18 protein-coding genes are annotated in these 22,412 nt (G+C 65.6%); 10 read left to right on the top strand and 8 right to left on the bottom strand.

Annotation, left to right across the window (positions count from 1 at the left end):
• Nucleotides 1-3: 3 nt before the first annotated feature.
• On the bottom strand, nucleotides 4-1,272 hold the full coding sequence (locus tag QFZ46_RS02070) for an MFS transporter (RefSeq protein WP_307357808.1): 1,269 nt from the start codon (nucleotides 1,270-1,272) through the stop codon (nucleotides 4-6).
• Nucleotides 1,273-1,307: 35 nt separating this feature from the next.
• Here QFZ46_RS02070 and rsmA point away from each other — a divergent pair, with 35 nt between their 5' ends.
• The 4 genes from rsmA (at nucleotide 1,308) to QFZ46_RS02050 (ending at nucleotide 4,688) form a co-directional block, all read left to right on the top strand.
• Nucleotides 1,308-2,156 carry a 16S rRNA (adenine(1518)-N(6)/adenine(1519)-N(6))-dimethyltransferase RsmA gene (gene rsmA / locus QFZ46_RS02065; protein WP_307357805.1) on the top strand — a complete coding sequence of 283 codons (849 nt, stop codon included), beginning with the start codon at nucleotides 1,308-1,310 and terminating at the stop codon, nucleotides 2,154-2,156.
• A 9-nt stretch (nucleotides 2,157-2,165) separates the two neighbouring features.
• On the top strand, nucleotides 2,166-3,233 hold the full coding sequence (mgrA, locus tag QFZ46_RS02060; RefSeq protein WP_307357803.1) for an L-glyceraldehyde 3-phosphate reductase: 1,068 nt from the start codon (nucleotides 2,166-2,168) through the stop codon (nucleotides 3,231-3,233).
• A 7-nt stretch (nucleotides 3,234-3,240) separates the two neighbouring features.
• The gene (locus QFZ46_RS02055; protein WP_307357801.1) at nucleotides 3,241-4,176 is read left to right on the top strand and encodes a 4-(cytidine 5'-diphospho)-2-C-methyl-D-erythritol kinase; all 936 of its coding nucleotides are present in this window, start codon (nucleotides 3,241-3,243) and stop codon (nucleotides 4,174-4,176) included.
• A gap of 92 nt (nucleotides 4,177-4,268) precedes the next feature.
• The gene (locus QFZ46_RS02050; protein WP_307357799.1) at nucleotides 4,269-4,688 is read left to right on the top strand and encodes a hypothetical protein; all 420 of its coding nucleotides are present in this window, start codon (nucleotides 4,269-4,271) and stop codon (nucleotides 4,686-4,688) included.
• 58 nt (nucleotides 4,689-4,746) lie between these two features.
• Here the strand turns inward: QFZ46_RS02050 and mmsB (QFZ46_RS02045) are convergent, their stop codons facing one another.
• The 3 genes from mmsB (QFZ46_RS02045) to chvE all read right to left on the bottom strand — a co-directional run bounded on the left by mmsB (QFZ46_RS02045) (nucleotide 4,747) and on the right by chvE (nucleotide 8,752).
• Complete coding sequence (gene mmsB, locus QFZ46_RS02045; protein ID WP_307357797.1) at nucleotides 4,747-5,970, bottom strand: multiple monosaccharide ABC transporter permease; 1,224 nt, start codon at nucleotides 5,968-5,970, stop codon at nucleotides 4,747-4,749.
• Entirely contained in the window at nucleotides 5,967-7,520 is a 1,554-nt protein-coding gene (mmsA, locus tag QFZ46_RS02040) for a multiple monosaccharide ABC transporter ATP-binding protein (protein ID WP_307357795.1), read from the bottom strand. Before mmsA (QFZ46_RS02040) ends, mmsB (QFZ46_RS02045) begins: the two co-directional genes overlap by 4 nt.
• A gap of 86 nt (nucleotides 7,521-7,606) precedes the next feature.
• Nucleotides 7,607-8,752, bottom strand: coding sequence for a multiple monosaccharide ABC transporter substrate-binding protein (gene chvE / locus QFZ46_RS02035; RefSeq protein ID WP_307357790.1), 1,146 nt, complete (start codon nucleotides 8,750-8,752; stop codon nucleotides 7,607-7,609).
• A gap of 176 nt (nucleotides 8,753-8,928) precedes the next feature.
• On the opposite strand from chvE, the gene QFZ46_RS02030 reads away from it, so the two are divergent.
• The 6 genes from QFZ46_RS02030 to QFZ46_RS02005 all read left to right on the top strand — a co-directional run bounded on the left by QFZ46_RS02030 (nucleotide 8,929) and on the right by QFZ46_RS02005 (nucleotide 16,969).
• Nucleotides 8,929-10,455: a sugar ABC transporter ATP-binding protein gene (locus tag QFZ46_RS02030; protein WP_307357788.1), complete on the top strand. Its 1,527-nt coding sequence runs from the start codon at nucleotides 8,929-8,931 to the stop codon at nucleotides 10,453-10,455.
• A complete protein-coding gene (locus QFZ46_RS02025; protein ID WP_307357785.1) occupies nucleotides 10,455-11,684 on the top strand; it encodes an ROK family protein in 1,230 nt (409 codons plus the stop codon). The genes QFZ46_RS02030 and QFZ46_RS02025 overlap by 1 nt, the downstream gene beginning before the upstream one ends.
• 102 nt (nucleotides 11,685-11,786) lie before the next feature.
• Entirely contained in the window at nucleotides 11,787-12,800 is a 1,014-nt protein-coding gene (locus QFZ46_RS02020; RefSeq protein ID WP_307357782.1) for a LacI family DNA-binding transcriptional regulator, read from the top strand.
• Between the two features lie 150 nt (nucleotides 12,801-12,950).
• Complete coding sequence (mmsA, locus tag QFZ46_RS02015; RefSeq protein ID WP_307364466.1) at nucleotides 12,951-14,501, top strand: multiple monosaccharide ABC transporter ATP-binding protein; 1,551 nt, start codon at nucleotides 12,951-12,953, stop codon at nucleotides 14,499-14,501.
• Nucleotides 14,498-15,820 (top strand): multiple monosaccharide ABC transporter permease, encoded by a 1,323-nt coding sequence (mmsB, locus tag QFZ46_RS02010; protein WP_307357780.1) that lies wholly within the window; start codon nucleotides 14,498-14,500, stop codon nucleotides 15,818-15,820. The genes mmsA (QFZ46_RS02015) and mmsB (QFZ46_RS02010) overlap by 4 nt, the downstream gene beginning before the upstream one ends.
• Nucleotides 15,821-15,850: 30 nt before the next feature.
• The gene (locus tag QFZ46_RS02005; protein ID WP_307357778.1) at nucleotides 15,851-16,969 is read left to right on the top strand and encodes a substrate-binding domain-containing protein; all 1,119 of its coding nucleotides are present in this window, start codon (nucleotides 15,851-15,853) and stop codon (nucleotides 16,967-16,969) included.
• Between the two features lie 69 nt (nucleotides 16,970-17,038).
• Here QFZ46_RS02005 and QFZ46_RS02000 read toward each other — a convergent pair whose 3' ends face one another.
• From QFZ46_RS02000 to QFZ46_RS01985, 4 genes are read right to left on the bottom strand one after another with little or no spacing between them, the layout of a single operon-like run.
• Nucleotides 17,039-18,349, bottom strand: coding sequence for a glycoside hydrolase family 125 protein (locus QFZ46_RS02000; RefSeq protein WP_307357776.1), 1,311 nt, complete (start codon nucleotides 18,347-18,349; stop codon nucleotides 17,039-17,041).
• Nucleotides 18,346-20,598 (bottom strand): glycoside hydrolase family 3 protein, encoded by a 2,253-nt coding sequence (locus QFZ46_RS01995; protein WP_307357775.1) that lies wholly within the window; start codon nucleotides 20,596-20,598, stop codon nucleotides 18,346-18,348. Before QFZ46_RS01995 ends, QFZ46_RS02000 begins: the two co-directional genes overlap by 4 nt.
• The gene (locus QFZ46_RS01990) at nucleotides 20,595-21,446 is read right to left on the bottom strand and encodes a carbohydrate ABC transporter permease (RefSeq protein WP_307357773.1); all 852 of its coding nucleotides are present in this window, start codon (nucleotides 21,444-21,446) and stop codon (nucleotides 20,595-20,597) included. Before QFZ46_RS01990 ends, QFZ46_RS01995 begins: the two co-directional genes overlap by 4 nt.
• Nucleotides 21,447-21,467: 21 nt before the next feature.
• Nucleotides 21,468-22,397 (bottom strand): carbohydrate ABC transporter permease, encoded by a 930-nt coding sequence (locus tag QFZ46_RS01985; protein WP_307357770.1) that lies wholly within the window; start codon nucleotides 22,395-22,397, stop codon nucleotides 21,468-21,470.
• Nucleotides 22,398-22,412: the final 15 nt, after the last annotated feature.

Below are 22,412 nucleotides of genomic sequence, written 5' to 3'. Positions count from 1 at the left end.
GGCTCAGACCGCCGCGGCATCCTCAACGTCGTCGATCACGGGCTTCGCGTTCACGATGTGCGAGATCGGCTTCCACACCAGCACGAGGGTGATGGCCGCGCCGACGAAGGCGAACCACCACGGCGCCGTCAGCCCCCACACCTGGGCGATGACGCCGCCGAGCGCCTGACCGATCACCATGCCGCCGAAGACCCCGACCATGTTCACCGACGCGACCCGACCCTGCAACTCGTGCGGCACCAGGCGCTGGCGCACCGTCGTGGAGATCGTGCCCCACACGAAGGCATAGCTGCCGAACACGAACATGATCACCAGCGCCACCCATCCCGCACTCGTGAGCGCGAAGGCCAGGTGCATGAGCACTTCGAGCGACAACGCCACGCGCATGAGAGTGGCGAATGACACATGCCGCTCCAGCCATCCGAATGTCAACGTGGCGAGGATGCCGCCCGCTGCGGACGCGGTGGTGAGCGCCCCGTAACCGACGGCGCCCATGTGCAGGTGCTCCGTCGCGTAGAGCACGAGCACGCCCCAGGGTGCCGCCCACGTGATGTTGAACGTGAGGATGATCAGCACCAGCATCCGCACCGGAGGGTTGCGCCACATCCAGCGCACGCCCTCGGCGATGTCGGTATGGACGGGAGACGGCTTCTCAGCCGAGGTGGCGCGCGGCGGCACCGGTGTTCGCGCCATCCGTGAGATCAGCACGACTGCGAGCAGCACGCACACGACCTCGACGAGGAACGGCAGCGCGTGACCGGCGGCGAACAGGAACGCACCGACCGGCGGACCGGCGAATTGGTTCGCCACCAGATACCCTGCCTGCAGTCGTGCGTTGCCCACGCCGAGATCGGCGGGCTTCACGAGCATCGGCAGCAGGGTGCTGCTCGTGGTGTCGACGAACACTTCCGCCGTGCCGTAGAGGAAAGCGGCCGCGAGCACGACCCAGATGTTCGCCGTGTCGGTGAACAGGAACACGCAGAGCGCTGCCAGCACGAGCGCCCGTGCGGCGTTGGCGAACATCACGAGGCGTCGCCTGTCGAAACGGTCCGCGATGGCGCCGGCGTGCAACCCGAAGATCAGCCAGGGCAGGAACTGCAGAACCGCACCCGCCGCCACCAGGATCGGCGACGAGGTCATCGAGGCGATCAGGAGGGGAGCGGCCGCCAAGGCGATGCCGTCGCCGACATTGCTCGTCCATGAGGATGCCAGCAGCCAGCGGAAATCGCGGCCCATCCGGCGGGGTGCGATGAGTTCTCCGAGCGAGGGCACCCGAACACATTACCCGCATGGGGGACAATGGCAGGATGACCGTCACGCTGCTCGGCGCCACCGAGATCCGCCGTCTTGCCGCCGAGCTCGACGTCACCCCGACCAAGAAGCTCGGGCAGAACTTCGTCGTCGACGCCAACACGGTGCGCAAGATCGTGCACGTCGGGCGGGTGCAGGCAGGGGAGCGGGTCGTCGAGGTCGGTCCGGGCCTCGGCTCACTCACCCTCGCGATCCTCGAGACCGGAGCATCCGTCACGGCGGTCGAGATCGACCACCGCCTCGCGGCGAGACTCGCCGAGACTGCAAGCGCGCATGGCGTGCCCGCAGATGCCCTCACCGTGGTCGATGCGGATGCGCTGCGGATCAATGAGCTCCCTGGCGACCCGACCGTGCTGGTCGCGAACCTGCCCTACAACGTCTCCGTCCCCGTGCTGCTGCATTTCATGGAGACGTTCCCGAACCTGCAGCGGGGCATCGTGATGGTGCAGGCCGAGGTGGGCGAGCGACTCGCCGCCCCGCCAGGGAGCAAGGTCTACGGTGCACCGAGCGTCAAAGCGGCGTGGTACGGGCCCTGGCGACTCGCCGGTAACGTCTCGCGTCAGGTGTTTTGGCCGGTGCCGAACATCGACAGCGTGCTCGTCGCCTTCGAACGCGATGCAGAGCCCCGCGGCGACGAGGAACTGCGCAAGAAGACCTTCCGCATCGTCGACGCGGCGTTCCAGCAGCGCCGCAAGATGCTGCGTCAGGCGCTCTCCGTCGTGCTCGGCGGCACGGCGGCGGAAGCATCCGCGATTCTCGAGCGGGCGGGCGTCGCGCCCACCGCACGCGGCGAGCAGTTGACGGTGGATGACTTCGTGCGAATCGCCGAGGCGCTGGACGGCTAACCTGGAGGCGTGACTGAGACGCCCCGCTTCCCTACAGACATCGCTGAGCTCCACCGCCCGTACGCGGCGAAGGAGGACAGGTACAAGAACTTCGAATACCGTCAGGTCGGCACGTCCGGTCTGTATCTGCCGCCGATCTCGCTCGGTCTGTGGTGGAACTTCGGTGACAACATCCCGCTCGACAATCAGCGCGCGCTGCTGCGGCACGCATTCGACAGCGGCATCACGCACTTCGACCTCGCCAACAACTACGGCCCGCCGTACGGCTCGGCCGAGAAGAACTTCGGCCGCATCTTCGCCGAGGACCTCCGTCCCTACCGCGACGAGCTGATCATCTCGTCGAAAGCCGGCTACGACATGTGGCCCGGCCCGTACGGCAACTTCGGCAGCCGCAAGTACCTCCTCGCGAGCGCCGAGAAGTCCCTCACTTCGATGGGCCTCGATTACGTCGACATCTTCTACTCCCACCGTGCGGACCCCGTGACGCCGATCGAGGAGACCGTCGGCGCGCTCGACACCCTGGTCCGCCAGGGCAAGGCCCTGTACGTCGGCATCTCGTCGTACAGCGCGGAGCGCACGGCCAAGGCCGCCGAGGTCGCCCGTGAGCTCGGCACGCCGCTGGTGATCCACCAGCCCTCCTACTCGATCCTCAACCGCTGGGTCGAAGGCGGACTGACCGATACCCTGCGCAGCGAGGGCATGGGCGCGATCGCCTTCACGCCGCTCGCCCAGGGGCTGCTGACCGACAAGTACCTCGCTGACGGCACAGCGGAACGTGCGCAGAAACGTCGTTCGATCTCGGACCGGCCGCTCTCAGAGGACGGCCTCGGCATCCTCCGCAGCCTTAACGAGATCGCGAAGGAGCGCGGGCAGTCGCTGGCGCAGCTGGCGCTGCTGTGGACGCTTCGCGACCCGGTGGTCACCTCCGCGCTGATCGGCGCTTCTCGTCCTGCACAGCTCGACGAGAACATCGCAGCGCTCAACGGGCCTGCGCTCACCGACGAGGAGCTCGCTCGTATCGACGCCCTCTCCGACGGCATCGACGTCGACCTCTGGGCGTCATCGTCCGCTCTGTGAGACACCCATGAGCCTCGCCGCATTCCCCGAAGTGGTGCACGTGCGTGCTCCGGGGAAGATCAACGTCTACCTCGGCGTCGGCGGGCGTCATGATGACGGATATCACGCGCTGGCCACCGTGTTCCAGGCCGTGTCGCTCTACGAGGACGTCATCGCCCGTGATGCAGACGACTTCGCGCTGAGCGTGGTCGGTGTCGCAGATCCGAGCACCGTACCGGTGGATGACCGCAACCTTGCGATGCGTGCGGCAAAGCTGCTCGCCTCGGCGACCGGGTATACCGGCGGCGTGCACCTCGAGCTGCGCAAGAGCGTTCCTGTCGCGGGTGGGATGGGCGGAGGATCAGCGGATGCCGCGGCCGCCCTCGTCGCGTGCGACGCGCTCTGGGGCACAGGGCTCTCGCCGAATCGGCTCCATGAGCTCGCGGCCCGGCTCGGCGCCGATGTGCCGTTCGCGCTGCACGGCGGCACCGCGGTGGGCACCGGCCGGGGCGATCAACTGAACCCTGCGCTCGCGCACGGTCGCTTCGACTGGGTGCTCGTGCCCAGCGAGGAAGGGTTGTCGACGCCGGAGATCTACGCACGGCTCGACACGCACCGCGCCGAGAACGGTGCCCTGGCGGATGACCCGCCGCTGTCGTTGGACGTGCCGATCCCGGTGCTTCAGGCGCTGCGTGCCGGCGACCCGCATTCGCTCGCCGCATGCATGTTCAACGACCTCGAAGTGCCGGCGCTGCTGGAACGCCCCGCGCTGGACGACGTCATCAACGATGGGCTGCACGCCGGCGCGCTGAGCGGGATCGTCTCAGGATCTGGGCCGACGGTCGCGTTCCTGTGCGAGACGCCGGAGAGCGCGCGATACGTGCAGGGGGAGCTCAATGATGCCGGGCGCACCGCCCTGCACGTGCACGGGCCGGTGCCAGGGGCCCGGATCATCTCCGCCTGAGTTCATCAGATCTTCACTGAAACCGTGATCGGGAGCACGCTCTTCCTGCTTAGCGTGGTGTCAACAAGACACCGCTGAGGTCAGGAGTGATCATGGGACTGTTCAACCGCAAGTCGATGCAGCAGCGTCAGGAAGACGCGATGAAGATGGCCGACGACATCGGTCAGGGCCGCGGCTTCGTCGGGAAGATGACGAAGGCGATGATGGGCAGCGAGTTCACCGAGTCGGTGCAGCAGGCGACCGCATCCATGCACCAGGCCCAGCATGTCGCCGGCCTGCGCGCCGCAGGTGTGCCGACGCAGACCGCGACTGTGCTCACCATCCAGGACACCGGGCAGACGATCAACGACAATCCGCACATCGTGATCACGCTCGATGTCGACGGCCAGCAGGTGGCCCTGGCGACTCTGGTGTCGCGTCTGGAGATCCCGCGGACGGGCGACCAGGTCCTCGTGATGCGAGACCCGCAGAGCGGGAACCTCCTGTACGCGGGACTCGCACCGCGCGTCTGACATCACGCACGGAAGGGGGCGGAGCGCACAGCGCCCCGCTCCCTTCTCGCGTCAGCGCTCAGCGCACAGTGCCTGCACGGCGCTTGTTGTAGATGTCGAAGGCGACCGCGAGCAGCAGCACCAGACCCTTCACGATCTGCTGACTGGACTGAGGTACGCCCATCAGCTGCATGCCGTTCGTCATGACGGCCATCACGAGGCCGCCTACCAGCGCACCTCCGACTCGTCCGACTCCGCCCATCGTCGAGGCACCGCCGATGAAGCACGCCGCGATGACGTCGAGCTCGAACATGTTGCCCATGCCGGGCTGCGCGCCGTTGGAGCGCGAGGAGAACACTGCAGCGGCGATGCCGGTCAAGAATCCCATGTTGACGAAGATCCAGAAGTTCACGCTGCGCACGTTGACGCCCGAGAGACGGGCGGCCGAGAGATTGCCGCCCACGGCGTAGACGTGGCGACCGAACACCGTGCGGTTCGCGATCACCTGATAGATCAGGATGAGCACCGCGACGATGATCAGGACGATCGGGAAGCCGCGGTTGTACGCCAGTGCCCAGGCGAACGCCAGCAGCACGGCCGAGATCACGACGAGCTTCAGCACGAACAGCGGCATCGACTCCACGATCTGGTTGTAGCCCTGACGTGTGCGACGACTGCGCAGCGACGAGACGACGACGCCGATCACGGCGAGCACGCCGATGACGAGGGTGAAGATGTCGACGGTCTGCGGCACTGCCATCAGACCCTCGCCCTGACCCACGGTGATCGTCCCGAAGGGGCCGTCCAGGAACCCGCTGGCGACCTCGCGGTAGTCGGTCGGGAACGGAGACAGCGACACGTTGTTGAGCACCAGCCAGGTGAGGCCGCGGAACAGCAGCATGCCGGCCAGGGTGACGATGAACGCCGGGATTCCGACGTACGCAACCCAGTACCCCTGCCATGCGCCCACCACGATCCCTACGACGATGGCGGCGATCACACCGACCCACCACGGCATGCCCATGCGGATGACGAGCACGGCGGAGACGGCGGATGCGAACGCGAGGACGGAACCGACCGAGAGGTCGATGTGGCCGCCCACGATCACCAGGATCATGCCCAGCGCCATGATCAGGATGTGCGCGTTCTGCAGAACGATGTTCGTGACGTTCTCCGGGCTGAGCAGCGTTCCTCCTGTGAGGATCGTGAACAGCAGGATGATCGCGACGAAAGCGATGTAGATGCCTGACGTGCGCAGGTTGTGGGTCAGCAGGTCTTTGACCTCGGTGAACACGTTGTTCATGCCGCGGCCTCCTTCGGGGAAGAGTTCTCGATTGTCATGAGGGACATGAGCGCCTCCTGCGTCGCATCCGCGACGGGAAGCTGCCCGGTGATCCGCCCGTAGGCGAGGGTGTAGATGCGATCGGAGAGTCCGAGCAGTTCCGGCAGTTCGCTGGAGACGAGGATGACGGCCTTGCCTGCCGCCGCGAGCGCACCGATGATCTCGTAGATCTCGTACTTCGCTCCGACGTCGATGCCACGGGTCGGCTCATCGAGGATCAGGACCTCCGGATCCGTGTAGAGCCATTTCGCCAGCACGACCTTCTGCTGGTTGCCGCCGGAGAGGTTTCCGACGATCTGGGCGACCGTCCGAGACTTGATGTTGAGGTCGTTGCGGTATTTCTCCGCCACCTCGACCTCTCGGTTGCGGTCGATGAACGGTCCGGTGGATGTCAGGTTGCCCAGAGCAGCAGCGGAGATGTTCGTCTTGATGTCGGTGATCAGGTTGAGGCCGTACTCCTTCCGATCCTCCGAGACGTAGGCGATCCGATTGCCGATCGCATCCTTCACCGTGCGGGTGGAGATCTCCTCGCCGCGCAGGAAGACCTTCCCCGAGGCATCCCGTCCGTAGCTGCGTCCGAAGACGCTCATCATGAACTCGGTGCGACCCGCGCCCATGAGGCCTGCGATGCCGATGATCTCGCCCGCGCGCACCGACAGGGAGGCGTTGTCGACGACGACGCGATCCTGCTGGGTCGGATGCAGCACGCGCCAGTTCTCGATGCGGAAGATCTCCTCGCCGATGTTCGGAATGCGCTCGGGGAATCGGCGATCCAGCGACCTGCCGACCATGCCGCGGATGATGCGATCCTGCGTGGCATCGGGGCCGTGCATATCGATCGTCTCGATCGTCTGCCCGTCTCGGATGATCGTCGTCGAGTCGGCGACGTCGACGATCTCGCCGAGCTTGTGGCTGATGATGATGCAGGTGATGCCCTGCTCGCGAAGGCCGCGGAGCAGGCCGAGCAGATGCTCGGAATCGGTGTCGTTGAGCGCGGCGGTGGGCTCGTCGAGGATGAGCAGGCGCACGTCCTTCGTCAGTGCCTTGGCGATCTCGATGAGCTGCTGCTTGCCGACGCCGAGCTGACCGACCGGCGTCGTCGGGTTCTCATTGAGTCCGACGCGCTCCATGAGCGTCGCCGCTCGCGCGTTGGCCTCGTGCCAGTCGATCAATCCGCGGTGGACGACCTCGTTGCCGAGGAAGATGTTCTCGGCGATCGAGAGGTGAGGGACGAGCGCCAGCTCCTGGTGGATGATGACGATGCCGGCGTGCTCGGAGTCCTTGATCGCGTTGAACCGCTGCGGTTCGCCGTCGAAGACGATCGATCCGTCGAAGGAACCGTGGGGGTACACGCCCGAGAGCACCTTCATGAGGGTGGATTTTCCGGCGCCGTTCTCGCCGCAGATCGCGTGGATCTCGCCGCTGGTGACGGTCAGTGTGACGTCATCGAGCACTCTGACGCCGGGAAAGTTCTTGGTGATGTTGCGCATCTCGAGGATAGCGTCGGACATCGCAGCTCCTGTCTGTGATTTGGTGACAGCAGTTGTGAGGTCCGTCCGTCGGGTCTTGCCCCGACGGACGGACTTCACAACGCGGATCAGCCCGCGACGCCTGCGGCGATCTCTTCTTCGGTCCAGTAGCCGGAGTCGACCAGCAGCGGGGTGATGTTATCGGCCACCACGATGTCGGACTCGAGCAGGTAGGACGGGACGACCTTCACGCCGTTGTCGTACGTCTCGGTGTCGTTCGCCTCCGGCTCCTCGCCCTTCGCGAACGAGTCGGCGGCGGCCACTGCCTGAGTGGCGAGCTTGCGGGTGTCCTTGAAGATGGTCGCGTACTGCACGCCATCGGCGATCATCTTCACCGACGCGATCTCGGCATCCTGACCGGAGACGACCGGCAGCCCGCCTTCGATCGTCGAGCCGTAGCCCGCGTTCTCGAGGGCGGTGATGATGCCGCGGGAGATGCCGTCGTAGGGCGACAGCACTCCGTCCAGCGGCTTGGAGCCGCCGTCATAGGTGCTGGTGAGCAGGTCTTCCATGCGCTTCTGCGCGGTGGCCTGATCCCAGCGCAGCGTCGAGACGGTGTCCATGTCGATCTGGCCTGACGTGACGGTGATGCGGCCGTCGTCGAAGTACGGCTGCAGCGTGTCGATCGCACCCTCGTAGAAGAACTTGGTGTTGTTGTCGTCGGGTGAACCGGCGAACAACTCGATCGCCTTGGGATCTGTTGCGCCGGTGTCCTCGTTGTTCTCGTCGAGGAATCCGAGTCCGCGCAGCAGCGACTGCGCCTGCTGCACTCCGACGGTGTAGTTGTCGAACGTGACGTAGAAGTCGACATCCTCGGTGCCGTTGATGAGCCGGTCGTACGCGATGACCGGAATACCCTTGCTCGCGGCGTTCTCGAGCTGGGTCGCCAGAGCGGTGCCGTCGATGGACGCGATGATGAGGATGTCGGCACCGTTGGTGATCATCTGATCGAGCTGCTGCTGCTGACGGGGGATGTCGTCGTTCGCGAACTGGAGATCGACGTCGTAGCCGGCCTCTTCGAGCTGCGACTTGACGGCGTCGCCGTCGGCGATCCAGCGTTCGCTGGTCTCCGTCGGCATCGCGACGCCGACGGTGATGTCGGTCGCCTCGGCGTTGCCTTCAGATGACGGAGCAGGGCTGCCCGCGCAGGCTGCGAGTCCGAAGGCAAGTGCGAAGGCACCTGTGGTCGCGACTGCACGCAGGACTTTTCTCATAGCGTTCTCTCTTCCTTGAAAGGGCGGCGGTCCGTGCTGTCGGACCACTCTGTCGGCTGCGGGGCGGCGCTCGAGCGCTTTCCGCACCCGAAGCATTGCATATTGACGTACCTGCGGACAAATTATTTTTTTCGGTAGCATGGCTGAATCCGATCGACACGCGAAGAGGTGGTGCGATGCCCGACACGGTCCTGCGCATGTCGGGCGTCACGAAACGCTTCCGCGGCGTGACGGCGCTGAAAGACGTGTCTCTCGAGGTGCGTCGCGGTGAGGTTCACGCCATCTGCGGCGAGAATGGTGCGGGAAAGTCGACGCTCATGGAGATCCTCAGCGGCGTCCATCCGCACGGCACGTTCGAGGGCACGATCACGTTCGACGGGCGAGACATGCGGTTTCGCTCCCTCGCCGACAGTGAGGCCGAGGGCATCGTCATCGTGCACCAGGAGCTGGCAGTCGTCCCGCAGCTGTCCATAGCCGAGAACATTTTCCTCGGGCACGAGATGACCCGATTCGGGCTCGTCGATGAAGAGCGCACCCATGCCCGTGCGGCCGAGCTCATGGCCAGGGTGGGTCTCCAAGAGAGCCCGGCGACGCGGATGTCCGAACTCGGGATAGGCAAGCAGCAGCTGGTCGAGATCGCGAAGGCGCTGGCGAAGGACGTCAGGCTGCTGATCCTCGACGAACCGACCGCTGCGCTCGGGCGTGACGATTCCGATCGGCTGATGGTACTCGTCGACCGGTTCCGCGCCCAGGGGATCACCTGCGTGCTGATCTCGCACAAGCTGCAGGAGGTGCTGAGCATCGCCGACCGGATCACCGTGCTCCGCGACGGCGCGTCGATCGAGACGATGCGTCGCGATGACCCAGAGACGGACGAGAGTCGGATCATCCGAGCGATGGTGGGCCGCCCACTCGATGATCTTTTCCCACCGCGCGAACCGGACATCGGCGACGAACTGTTCCGCGTCGAGAACTGGACCGTTCATCATCCGAGCGACCCGCAGCGGGTCGTGATCGACGACGTGAGCTTCCACGTGAACTCGGGTGAGATCGTGGGGATCGCCGGTCTCATGGGAGCGGGACGGACCGAGCTCGCGATGAGCATCTTCGGTCGCTCCTACGGATCGACGATCACCGGATCAGCATTCAAACGCGGTGAGGAGATCGAGCTGCGCACGATCCGGGAGACGATCGGTCACGGCATCGCCTATGCTCCTGAGGATCGCAGGCAGGACGGACTCAACCTGCTCGCCTCGGTGGAGACGAGCATCTCCTCGGTGGCGTTGGGGCGACTCGCTCACCGCGGGCTGGTCGACGGCGTCCGCGAACGCAAGGTCGCCGAGGCGTATCGCTACAAGATGAACATCAAGACCCCGAGCGTGAGCGCGGCGACGGCGACGCTCTCGGGCGGGAACCAGCAGAAGGTCGTGCTGTCGAAATGGATCTTCAGCAACCCGGAGGTGCTCATCCTCGATGAACCCACCCGCGGCATCGACGTCGGTGCCAAGTACGAGATCTACGGTCTGATCAACGAACTCGCGGCGCAGGGCAAGGCGATCATCGTCATCTCCTCGGAGCTCCCAGAGGTGATCGGGCTCTCCGACCGTGTGTACACCCTCGCAGACGGGCGCATCACCGCCGAAGTGACCAGGGCCGATGCGACGCAGGAGTTGCTCATGCGACACATGATGGCAGGGCACTGATGGCCGCGCGCCAAGATACGGCGGATCGCGATCTCGTTGCGCCGGCAACTGCTCGGCCGGCGGCGCGCACGACGAACGAGGACGTGCGGCAGCAGAATCTGTCGGCCGTGCTGCAGCTGGTGCACGGCCGCGGTGCCCTGTCCCGATCGGAGATCGGTGCCTGGACAGGACTGACCCGCTCGACCGTGACGGCGCTGGTGCAAGAGCTCCTCGATCTGCAGGTCGTCTGCGAGACGTCGGTGAAGCCCACCGGCCGAGCCGGTCGTCCGTCGCTGGGCGTCGCGGCCGAGGACAGGGTCGTCGCGCTGAGTGTCAGTGCTGACCCGCACGCCGTCTCCGTGGCGCTGGTCGGCCTTGGCGGAGCGGTGCATTCGCGGGTCCGCCACGACCTCGCCAAGCCCCCGAACCCGAGACGTTTCGCGCAGCTCACCTCCTCGTTGGTCGACGGCATGCGCGCGGACATCGATCGCCACTACCGACTCGTCGGCGCAGGCGTCGCCGTTCCCGGCCTGGTGGACAGCGGCGGGACGGTGCTGCTGTCGCCCTCGCTCGGCTGGCGCAGGGAGAACCTGGCGCACCGACTCGCCGATGCGATCGGCATGGAGGTGACAGTCGGCAACGACACCAGCGTCGGCGCGATGGCGGAGACGCGGTTCGGCGTCGGACGAGACGTCGACAACGTGCTCTATCTGAGCGGTTCCATGAACGGCATCGGCGGCGGGCTGGTCCTCGACGGTGCCCTGGTGCGTGGCACGTCGGGGTTCGCGGGGGAGTTCGGTCACACGGTCGTCAACACGTCAGGCGCCCTCTGCTCCTGCGGGCGCCGCGGGTGCCTCCAGGTCGAGGTGCATCCGGCGAAAGTGCTCGCGCTGCTGGGCAGGCGGGGCCTCGACGAGGATGAGCTCGACATCGAACTCGGCCTGGTGCGCGACCCCGTCACCCTCGCCGAGGTGGCACGACAAGTGGATGTGCTCTCGGTCGCGCTGACCAACTTCGTCAACGCGTTCGCGCCCCAGATGGTCGTGCTGTCCGGGTACCTCGGCGTGCTGCTGGCCACGAGCAGAGAGCGGCTGTCGGCGGCTGTCCGACTGCACCCTGTGGGGGCTGAGGGGCGCACCGTCCGACTCGAACGAGCGCACATGAGATCGCATCTGATGCAGATCGCACCGGCCGAGCTCGCCTTCGAGTCGCTGCTGAGTGATCCGGTTTCCAGGGCCCCGAGGGCCTGACATCCTTCGACCGCGATCCGCGAGTCCTTGACGTGCACTGATCGTCGCAAGCAGACATAATGAACTGACGATGTGATCGTGCACATGGGAGGAGGCCGCGTGATGTCAAACGCCTCTGAGCGCGCACGGCTGCCCAGCATCCGTGACGTCGCGCGTCTCGCCGGGGTCTCGCATCAGACCGTTTCGAGGGTCCTGAATGACCATCCCAGCATTCGTCCTGAGACGAAGAAGCGCGTGCAGGACGCCATTGCCGTCCTCGACTACAAGCCGAATCTCGCAGCGCGGGCGCTTGTCACCAGCCGATCGCGGACCATCGGCGTGCTGTCGGCCACGATCGGCGAGTTCGGTCCGACGTCGTCGATCGCGAGCATCGAGGATGCCGCGCGCGTCGAGGGGTACTCCGTGACCACGGTCAACTTGCCGGCCACGACGCCCGAGGCGATCGGGGATGCGATCCGACAGCTCGGGCGGGAGCAAGTCAGCGGTATCGTCGTTCTTGCTCCGCAGGTGAGGGTGTTCAACGTGCTGCGCGGCATGGCCGTCGGTGTGCCCTTCGTCAGCCTTCAGACCGCCTCCGGTTCGGACGGGTTCTCGCTATCGGCGGACCAGGTTGCCGGTGCACGAGCGGTCACCGAGCACCTGATCTCGTTGGGTCACAGCGACATCGTCCACCTGGCGGGGCCGCAGGACTGGATCGAGGCCGAGTCGCGCATGCGCGGATACCTCGATGCCCTGCGTGAGGCCGATCTGCCCACCTTTCCGCCGATCCGGGGGGACTGGACGGCGGACTTCGGCCACTTCGCCGGTACCGAGCTCGCACGCCGCCCGGATTTCACCGCCGTGTTCGCGGCGAACGACCTGATGGCGATCGGGCTGATGCACGGATTCAGGGATGCCGGCATCGACGTGCCGCGCCAGGTCAGCGTCGTGGGCTTCGATGACATACCCGTCGCGGCTCACGTCTGGCCGCCGCTCACGACCGTGCATCAGGATTTTCCGTCCTTGGGTCAGCGCGCAGTGCATATCCTGCTTGCGCAGATCCGCGGTGAGGATGTTCCGGAGTTCGGACCCGTCGTACCGCAGCTGCGCCTGCGATCCTCCAGCTCATCGCGCTGACATCGTGACCGTCGCGTCTCGATAGCGCAACGACGGACGACCTCTACTTGACACCGGGGATCAAGAGGCGCAATATTGTGTCTCATGTGAACGGTCACATTAAGAACGGCCGTCAAGTATCGAGGAAGATCCGTGAGCAGCACAGCAGCGATGCCAGCAGTGTCGGGGCCCATCTTGGAGATGCGGGGCATCACCAAGGAGTTCCCGGGAGTCAAAGCACTCTCCGATGTCTCGATCACCGTACGCGCGGGTGAGATCCACGCCATCTGCGGTGAGAACGGTGCAGGCAAGTCGACTCTGATGAAGGTGCTGTCCGGGGTCTACCCGTACGGCTCGTACGACGGCGACATCCTCCTCTACGGCGAGGAGCAGCGCTTCAAGGACATCGTGGCCAGCGAGCAGGCCGGCATTGCGATCATCCATCAGGAGCTCGCCTTGATCCCCGAGCTCTCGATCACCGAGAACATCTTCCTCGGCAACGAGATCGCGAGCGGCGGTGTCATCGACTGGAGCGCAGCCAAGACGCGTGCGACTGAACTGCTCGCCCGCGTCGGCCTCAACGAGGATCCCGATATCGCGATCAAGCACCTCGGCGTCGGCAAGCAGCAGCTCATCGAGATCGCCAAGGCGCTCAACAAGGACGTACGGCTGCTCATCCTCGACGAGCCGACCGCCGCGCTGAACGAGAACGACTCGCAGCACCTGCTCGATCTGATCCTCGGGCTCAAGGCCAAGGGCATCGCGTCGATCATGATCAGCCACAAGCTCAACGAGATCGAGCAGATCGCCGACGAGATCACGATCATCCGCGACGGTCGCACCGTCGAGACCCTAGACATCACCAAGGGCGAGATCAACGAGGACCGCATCATCCGCGGTATGGTCGGGCGTTCGCTCGAGAGCCGGTATCCCGACCGCACACCGGAGATCGGCGAAGTCTTCTTCGAGGTCAAGGACTGGTGGGTGCAGCATCCGACCGTCGCTGAGCGCATGGTCGTCAAGGGATCAGGGCTGACCGTCCGCCGCGGCGAAGTCGTCGGCATCGCGGGGCTCATGGGCGCCGGACGCACCGAATTCGCCCGCAGCATCTTCGGCCGCTCGTACGGCAACTTCCTCGGCGGCCAGATGTTCAAGGACGGTGAGGAGATCGAGCTCCGCGACGTCTCGAGCGCCATCCGCCACGGACTCGCGTATGTCAGTGAAGACCGCAAGACGCTCGGACTGAACCTGCTCGACACCATCAAGCGCGCGGTCGTCTCCGCGAAGCTGTCGAAGATCGCCAAGCGCGGCGTCGTCGACGACCGCGAGGAGTTCGCGGTTGCAGAGCGGTATCGCAAGGCGCTGCGGATCAAGACGCCATCGGTCGAGGAGGGCGTCAACAAGCTCTCCGGCGGAAACCAACAGAAGGTCGTCCTCGCCAAGTGGATGTTCACCGACCCCGATCTGCTGATCCTCGATGAGCCGACCCGCGGCATCGACGTCGGTGCGAAGTACGAGATCTACTCGATCATCAACGAGCTCGCGGCATCCGGGAAGGGCGTCATCGTCATCTCCAGCGAGCTGCCGGAGCTGATGGGCATCTCCGACCGCATCTACACGATCTTCGAGGGGCGCGTCACCGACTGCATCCCCGCTGACCAGGCAACTCCGGAGGCGCTCATGCGCAGCATGACCTCCACGAATCAGAAAGCGAACGCATGAGCGGCACCAGCACCACCCCCGAGGTCAAGAATCAGGGATTCCACTTCCGCGATATCCGCAAGATGTTCGGTGGTGCGCAGTCGTCGCTGCGTCAGTTCGGCATCTTCGGCAGCCTCATCGTCATCGTCGTCCTCTTCGAGATCCTGACCCTGATCCGCAACGGTCCCAACGGCGCGACACTGACGCCGGGCAACCTGATCAACGTCATCAACCAGTACTCCTTCATCCTGATCCTCGCGATCGGGATGGTGATGGTGATCATCATGGGCCATATCGACCTTTCGGTCGGCTCGGTCGCGGCATTCGTCGGCATCATCGTCGCGAAGTCGATGGCGGAATGGAATCTTCCCTGGCCGCTGGCGATCGTGCTCGGGCTGGTCGTCGGCGCATTGGTGGGAGCATGGCAGGGATTCTGGGTCGCTTACGTCGGAGTACCGGCGTTCATCGTGACGCTGGCCGGCATGCTGTTCTTCCGCGGTGCCAACCAGTGGATCGGCAACTCGCAGTCGATCCCCGTGCCCAAGGAGTTCGTCTACATCGGCGCCGGTTACCTGCCGGAGATCGCTCTTCCGCTGCCGTTCAACGTGCCGACCATGATCCTCGCCCTCGCTGGCGTCGCCTGGCTGGTCTTCTGGGAGATCCGCACCCGTCGTATTCAGCACAAGATGGGCTCGCTCATGGCGCCACTGTGGGTGAGCGTGACCAAGGTCGTGCTGCTGTCCATCGTCGTCCTGGCGGCGGGCTGGATGTTTGCCACCGGTCGCCCCGGTACGAGCTTCCCCGTCTCGGGCATCATCCTGCTCGCGCTGGTCATCATCTACTCGTTCGTCACGCGCAACACGGTCTTCGGGCGGCACATCTACGCGGTCGGCGGCAACCGTCAGGCCGCCGGTCTGTCAGGCGTGAAGGACCGCTGGGTCGACTTCTTCGTCATGATGAACATGTCCGTGCTCGCAGCCCTCGCCGGCATGATCTTCGTCGCACGGTCGCAGGCCTCCGGCCCCGGTGACGGCAACGGGTGGGAGCTCGACGCCATCGCCAGCGTGTTCATCGGCGGTGCGGCCGTCGCCGGCGGCATCGGCACCGTGATCGGCTCGATCATCGGTGGTCTCGTGATGGCGTTCCTGAACAACGGACTTCAGCTGCTCGGTCAGGGTGCCGACGTCGTCTCGATGATCAAGGGCCTCGTGCTCCTCGTCGCCGTCGGCATCGACGTCTGGAACAAGCAGCAGGGGAGACCTTCGTTGATCGGATTCATGACGCGTCGGCGGGGCCGGCCCGATGGGCCCAACCTCACGGACTATCCAAAACCCAAGTAATCCACACCAAGAAACAGAGAAAGAGATCGCATGAAGAGAATGGCATTTGCGGCCACAGCGCTTGTCGCCGCAACAGCTCTCGCCCTCACCGGTTGCTCCGGCGAACGTGGCGGCGACACCGGAGGCGGAACCGACGAGGAAGTCACCGGATTCGAAGCAGGCTCGACGATCGGTGTCGCGCTCCCCGACAAGACCAGTGAGAACTGGGTTCTGGCGGGTCAGCTGTTCACCGACGGACTGGAAGAGGCCGGCTACAAGGCCGACGTCCAGTACGCACCGGCCAGCAACACCGTCGCCGAGCAGCAGAACCAGATCCAGACCATGGTCACCAACGGTGCCAAGGTCATCATCATCGGCGCGAAGGACGGCAAGCAGCTGGCCACGCAGGTGCAGGCGGCCAAGGATGCCGGTGCCTACGTGATCGCGTACGACCGACTGATCGAGAACACCGACGCGCTCGACTACTACGTCGCGTTCGACAACTTCAAGGTCGGCAACCTCCAGGGCCAGGCCCTGCTCGACGGGCTCGCCGAGCGCGCCGGTCACGAGGCGCCGTACAACATCGAGCTGTTCTCCGGCTCGCCGGACGACGCCAACTCGGCCGTCTTCTTCGACGGTGCCATGGAGGTTCTCCAGCCGGCGATCGACGACGGCACGCTGAACGTCGTCTCCGGACAGACCGAGATCGCCCAGACGGCGACGGAGGGCTGGCTGGCCGAGAACGCGCAGAACCGCATGGACACGCTGCTCACCGGCTCGTACGGCGGCGACGTCGTGCTCGACGGCGTGCTGTCGCCGAACGACACTCTGGCCCGCGCCATCCTCACTGCTGCGCAGCAGGCGGGCAAGGGCGTTCCGGTCGTCACCGGCCAGGACTCCGAGGTCGAGTCGGTGAAGTCGATCATGGAGGGCATCCAGTACTCCACGATCAACAAGGACACCGCGCTGCTCGTGGAGCAGGCCATCAAGATGGTCGGACAGCTGCAGAAGGGCGAAGAGGCCGAGGTCAACGACACCGAGTCGTACGACAACGGCTCGAAGGTCGTCCCGTCGTACCTGCTCGACCCGGTCATCGTCACGAAGGAGAACGCGGCCGAGGCCTACGCCAACGTTCCGACCCTCCTGGAGATCGTGGAGTCGTACAAGTAACGACTCCTGTTGGAACGAACGAGCTGTCCGGACCTCAGAGTCCGGACAGCTCGTCCCGTTTGTGCGCGGTCATCGCCCGGCTGGTGTGCTCCCGACGTCATCGACCACTGCCATCGCGAGCTCGCAGAACATCGATTCCGCCCAGGAGAACCAGGGTCGCGAGAAGATCGTGGGGTCATTCGCGTCGATGCTCTCGTGGATGTGCCCGGTACCGGCATCCGTGTCGCTGATCATCCTGAGAAGGCGGATCCGATCAGCGGGTGTTCCGACGAGGCCCTGCACCGCGAGGGCTATCGGCCAGACCCGTCCCGTCTTGGTGTGCGGGCTGCCCACACCTTTCAGCACCGAGCCGGAGAACCAATAGGGGTTGTCCTGGCTCAACACGAACATGCGGGTGGCATCCCAGATCCGACGATCGATCACGTCCGGCGCGATGAGCGGAAGCGAGAGCAGCGAGGGCGTGTTGGCATCGTCCATGCGGAGCACTCCGCCCAGACCGTCGACTTCATAGGCATAGATGGAGCTGCCATCTGGCGCATCGACGATCCCGAACTTCTCGACGCCGGACTGCAGCTCGGTAGACAGTGCACGGGCGCACGCGGCCAGGTCGGGATCGTCGCAGACCTCGTCGGCGATCTCTGCCACTGCCAGGAGAGCCTGTGCGGCGAAGAGATTCGCAGGGATGTTGTAGCCGTAGGTGCACGCGTCGTCCGAGGGACGAAACCCGCTCCACGTCATCCCCGTGTGCGCTGTCACTGACCCTCGACCTTCACGCGTCAGCGTCTCGGTCGGGATCGCTGTGGTGCGTTCGAAGCGGTACGAAGAATCGTCGTGCCGCTGTTCGAGGCGCAACTGGGCCACGATCGCACGCAGCGCCTGGTGCATTCGATCATCGACGAAGTCGGTGCGTCCCGTGCTCTTCCAGAGAGCATGCGCGAGGGAGATCGGATAGCAGAGGCTGTCGACCTCGTACTTCTGCTCCCAGACCGCAGGGTCGGCGCAGAGGTCCTCGGCGTCGTAATGCGCCCCTGTGGGGCCATCATTGAACGAATTCGCATATGGGTCGTGCCTGATGAACTCGAACTGGCGCCTGACCACGGACTCCACGAGATCTGCCAGCCAAGGACTGCGATCGAGGAAGCGGAGATACGGGGCGAGCTGCGTCGTCGAGTCCCGCAACCACATGGCGGGGATGTCGCCGGTGATGACGAAGACCGACCCGGTCTCATCGACACTGATCGTGCGGGTGAGAGTGCGCAGCAGCGCGGCCCTGACGAGGTCGCCGATACGCGTTCCGCAGACGTCGCGGACTTCGTCCGCCGCGGCAGTGAGGAGATCGAGAGTCGTCCGATCAGGCGTCAGCGCGGTCGGCGCTCTCATCCTGGGTCCCCGTCCTCGGTGATCCGCACGGTCGCGACATCTTCCGGGGGATCGTGCTGCGCGGCGGTCCAGGCGATCACCTCGACCGGCGACGGTTCGGGCCGCCCGGTAGCCCAGGAGCCGAGTGCGTCGAGTCCGAGCGCGAACCGCACCGCGGTCGACCCGCCGGCCGGCACGCGGACGCGACGCACGTCGAGCACAGTGCGCCGCCTGGGACGGATGCCGTACTCGTGGCGCCGGCCGAAGAGCGGCACAGCGAGAGAGATCTCGGAATCCGAATCGTTCACGACGTCCGCGATGAGGGTGCTGACTGCGCCCTCGGACAGCGCCGTGCGCGTCACGGATGAGCTGCTGGGGCGCAGGAGCACAGTGACGTCTTTCGGTGCACCAGCGCCGAGCAGATGACCGACGGGGTACCGGGCATCGACGTATCCGCGTGCCGTCTCCCTGCGTTCATCGTGCGCGACGGGCAGGACCCCGTCATCGGAGGGGAACGTCGCGGGAAGCAGGCCGCAGGCGGACCCGGTCTGCAGGGCGTCCACGATCGCCTGTCCGCCGCTCGGACCGGGGAACGGCGCCACGATCAGTGCGTCCGACAACGCGGCCACTTCTGTCAATGGGCGAGGCCGGCCGTCGATGATGACCGCGACCACGCGCGACGAGGCTGCCCGCGCCGCCCGCAGCACCTCGAGCTGAGCGGCCGGAAGCGCCAAGTGCGACTGATCGACGCCCTCCCCGTTCGTCGTGTCGACGGCCGGTGCGTCGACCGCTCCGTTGACTGCGAACTCATCCTCGTAGCTTCGACGGCTCGTCCCTCCGAGCACGACGATCGCGACATCCGCACCTGCGCACGCCTCGGTGACCGAGGTCAGCGCATCGTCGCCCAGCCTGTGACGATGCGTCGAACCGGGCGCGAAGCGCACGTTCCCGGCTCCGTACCGCCGGATAAGGGCGGTGCGCACGGTCGATGCGTCCGGATCCTCCGCAGGTCGTGGAGGGGAGTAGTCGCCCAGCTGTGCCTCGATGTCGTCGGCGTTGGGGCCCACGAGAGCAATGATGGCCGACGGGGCGAGCGGGAGAGTCTTCTCGCGGTCGTGAACGATGACGACCGATTCCGTTGCCGCCCTGGCGGCCAGCGTGATCAGTTCACGGACGTCGTACGCAGCTCGGCTGCTCGACTCGCCCGTGCCGCTGAGAAGCCCCACCCTGGTCTTCAACGCGAGAACACGATCTGCCGCTCGCGTGACGTCCCCCTCCGCGAGCAGTCCACGCTCCACGGCCTCGACGACATGCGTGAAGGCGTCATCCCACAGACTGAGGTCCACGCCTGCGTGGATGGAGATCGCCGCTGCGGATGCCGCATCGGGTGTGCTGTCTCGAAGGCGATCGATGGCGGTGCCGTCAGCCATGACGATGCCTTCCCAGCCCCAGTCCTCGCGGAGCCTACCGGTGAGCAACTCACGGTTCGCGCTGCACGGGATGCCGTCGATGTCGTTGTACGCGGCCATGAAGCCTGCCACTCCCGCGCGGGCGGCGGCGTACGCCGGTCGCAGATGCACTTCGCCCAGTTCCCTGCGACCGATAGGGGCACCCGATCCGTTGCGACCGCCGATCCCCGCGCCCTGTGCGGCGAGGTGCTTGGCGACGACCGCGATGTGTGCCCGGTCGATCGCCGCGTGCGGATCGGAACCCTGCATGCCGCGCACTGTTGCCCGGACGAAGGCCGCGGCGAGCCACGGGTCCTCGCTGAAGCATTCCTCTGCACGCCCCCAGCGCGGGTCGCGCAGCACGTCAAGACCGGAGACGAGCGCTACGTGCGCCCCGCGGGCCCGCGCCTCGGCCGCGACCTTCTCGCCCAGATGCTCGGCGAGCTCGAGGTCCATGGTGGCGCCGAGCGCGAGATTCACCGGGAGCGTGGTCGCCCCCAGTGCCATCAGCCCGTGAGGAGCCTCTTCGACGAAGAGCGTGGGAATGCCAGTGCCGTTGCGCATGACATAGTCCTGCACCGCATGGTAGGCCTCGGCGCTGCGCTCCGGCGGAATGCCGTTGCGCCACCTGACCTGCGACCACGGATCCGCGCGGAGCACGCCGTAGATTGCTCCGAGGCCGCCCCACCTGTCCACTTCGCGGCGGAGCACATCGGTGATCCTGGGTTCGCCGTCGATCCAGCGGACGGCTTCCCAACCCTTGAGGCGTTGATTGATCTGCCCGACGCGCTCGCGCAGCGACAGGTCGTTCGCGGAGGTCATCCCTTGATCGCCCCTGAGACGAGTGCACGCTGCATCTGACGCTGCAGCACGGTGTAGACGAGATATACGGGGAGCAGTGTGAGCAGGGTTCCGGCCATCAGCACACCGTAATCGGTACCGGCATCCACCTTCAGCGTCGGCAGCGCGACCTGGATGGTGCGTTGCGCGGTGTCCGGGCCGATCAGGATCAGCGGATAGAGGTACGCGTTCCAGAACGACAGGAAGTTCAGCAGGAGCACGGTGGCGATGCCGGGGATGCAGATGGGGAGATAGACCTGCCGCAGCACCTGAAGCGTCGTCGCCCCGTCCATCGATGCGGCTTCCTCCAACTCGCGTGGAATCGTGCGCATGAACGACGTGAGGATCACGATCGACAGCGGAAGCGCCGTGGCAGGCAGGAGAAGCACGACGAACGTGCGGGTGTGGAACAAACCGAGCGCTGCGGCCAACAGGAAGGTGGGGAACAGCGCGGCGAACGAGGGGATCAGGAAGCCGAGGCTGAACACGGTCTCGATGATCCGGCCCACTCGTCCCTTCGCCCGTGCGAGAGCGAAGGATGCAGGAAGTGCGAGCAGCAGGGTGAGGACGAGCGCGCAGACCGTCGTGATGGCGGAGTTCGCTATCGCGAGCCACAGGTCGGCCTGCTGCACTGCGGTGGCGAAGTTCGACAGATCCCACTGCGTCGGCAATGCGAGCGGAGACTCGAAGATCTCTTCATTCGTCTTGAACGACGAGGTGATGAAGTAATAGAACGGGATGAGCAGCGCGGCGGCGTACAGCCAGGCCAGCGTTCCGCTGGTGATCGATCCCACGCGATCGCGCAGAGGGAGAACAGTGCGTCGTGCCATGAGGTTCGCCTTCGTCCGAGGTCAGTGAGTCGCGCGCAGGAAGCGGCGGATGAGCCCCATCCCGACCAGCCCGATGATGAAAAGGATCACGCCGACCGCTTGGCTGTAGCCGAGATCGGTCTCGACGAAGGCCTTGCGGTAGATGAGGTAGGAAAGCGTCATCGTGGAGTTCCCCGGTCCGCCCTGTGTCAACAGCAGCACGGTCTGTGCGGAGTTGAACAGCAGGGACAGGAACTGGAGCATCGTGACGACGCCGATGAAGTCCTGCGCGATCGGCCAGTACATCCGCCATGCGATGCGCCAGTCTCCTGCACCGTCCACGCGTGCGGCCTGGATCATCTCGGAGTCGACTCCGTCGAGCCGCGCCGCGATGAGGACGGCCGAGTACCCGATTCCGCTCCACAGCTCGACGGCGATGATCGCACCCAGAGCGGTGCTCGGATCAGCCAGCCAGGCGTTGCCCACGAGCCCCAGGGGTCGCATGACGCCGTTGACAAGGCCGTCCGGGTTGAGCATGGCGTAGAACACCATGGCCGTGGCGGGGGCCGAGATGAGTGCGGGGATGAAGAGCAGATAGCGCAGGACGCGGTGCCCCGGCGGCTTCTGCACGACGTAGAACGCGAGCAGGAAGGCCAGCACGATCATGATCGGCAGCCCGACGACGATCTGGATCGCCGAGTTGCCCAGAGCGGCCCAGAACGTGGTGTCGGCGAACACGGCGGAGAAGTTCGCCCATCCGGCGCCGGTCGGCGTCTCGAGCATCCCTGGCCAGTCGAGGAACGCGATGACGAAGATCGCGACGACAGGCCCGATCATGAAGACGGCGTACCAGATCAGAGCCGGCAGAGCCAGGCCGGGGAAGCGCTCGCGCAGTGTGGAGCGGCGACGTGGCGCAGGCATCCGGGGTTCAGGGGATGCGGGTGCGATGGGAGATGGGGCGAGCGCGGTCATCATTGTCCTTCCGGG

This window comes from Microbacterium murale, from assembly GCF_030815955.1.
Taxonomy (GTDB): Bacteria; Actinomycetota; Actinomycetes; order Actinomycetales; family Microbacteriaceae; genus Microbacterium; species Microbacterium murale_A.
The sequence above is the reverse complement of the archived record's forward strand: the minus strand, read 5'-3'. Positions and strand labels throughout refer to the sequence as shown.